Annotated in this window: 1 protein-coding gene and 1 pseudogene; one reads left to right on the top strand and one right to left on the bottom strand. The window is 36.2% G+C overall.

What is annotated here, in order from left to right; translation table 11 throughout:
- A pseudogene (locus B9P78_RS09575) lies at positions 1–119 on the bottom strand (VOC family protein); the annotation flags it as partial.
- 182 nt (positions 120–301) lie between these two features.
- Here B9P78_RS09575 and B9P78_RS09570 point away from each other — a divergent pair.
- A complete protein-coding gene (locus B9P78_RS09570; RefSeq protein WP_094519185.1) occupies positions 302–1,132 on the top strand; it encodes a pyruvate, water dikinase regulatory protein in 831 nt (276 codons plus the stop codon).
- Positions 1,133–1,303: the final 171 nt, after the last annotated feature.

Below are 1,303 nucleotides of genomic sequence, written 5' to 3'. Positions count from 1 at the left end.
CTTGGTTTACTGTTTTTTCACTAACGCATACCCAATACACCTGCGTAAAATTGATAATTTTTCTCTGCATTTGATGTGATTGCTGTTACGTGATGAATACCTAATAAGTCCATTGACATAATAATCGCTCCTTTAAATTTGTTTGTCTAATATTTATTTTTTATATTTCGAATTCGTAATATAAGTATAGCATAATTTTATTACGAATTCAAACTATTATATTCAAAAGATGTAATTATTTCTGTTTATGGTAAAATATTCAATAAATACTGGACCTAAAATCCATTTGGAGGTAGTCTTTTTGACTGAACAAAAGAATCAAAAACCCAAATACTATCTAATTTCTGATGCAGTTGGTTCGTTGGTAAACGATATTTTCCAGAGTGTCTCTGTCCAATTTCCGAGTGTAGACTTTGCTGTGACAAATTTTCCCTTCGTCCAACATGATGATATGTTGTTACCCATTTTAAAACAAGCACGTTTAGAGCATGCGAGTATTATCGCGTCATTTATTGACAAGGATTTAAATCGTTTAGCACTAGAGTATTGTGAAACAGCAGGCATCTTCTATGTGAATGTCCTAGATAGAATTATGTCGCATATTGTGGATCAAACTGATGTACAACCTTCCGGTAAACCTGGTATTCGCCATCAATTAGATGACGTGTATTATAAACGGATAGAAGCCCTGGAATTTGCTGTTCAAAACGACGACGGGCAACACCCCAAACGCTTTGTCGATGCCGATATCGTCTTACTAGGCATTTCGCGTACATCTAAAACGCCGCTATCTATGTACTTAGCCAATATGGGCTACAAGGTTGCCAATCTGCCACTAGTGCCAGAATCGCGTGTACCAGACATCATTTTCAACATCGATCGTTCAAAAATAATCGGCCTAACCAACGATGTAAACGTTTTGAACAAATTTAGACGTGAGCGCATGCGTTCGTATGGCATCGAAAATGCATCGACATACACTGATGATGCACGAATTGAAAAAGAATTGACCTACGCCAACGATTTGTATGAAAAATTAAACTGCCCTGTAATTAATGTAGCGGACCGTTCGATCGAGGAAACGGCAACCTTGATTATGATGTTCTTTAACGCTAAACAAACGAACAATTAAAGCTTTTAAATCAACCAAAAAAGGAGGATGTCCATTTCAACATGTGAATCTCTACCCGAAAACTGAACACTCAAAAAAAGAGTGTTGTTAGTTTTCGGGTTATTTTTATGCAATTTTTCGGTATACTTTATTTGCGTTATACAGAAGGGAGTGGGCATTTTGAGTAAAAAG

The sequence above is a fragment of the Aerococcus sp. 1KP-2016 genome (genome assembly GCF_002252085.1).
Classification (GTDB): domain Bacteria; phylum Bacillota; class Bacilli; order Lactobacillales; family Aerococcaceae; genus Aerococcus.
This window is presented reverse-complemented; position numbering and strand designations above follow the sequence as displayed.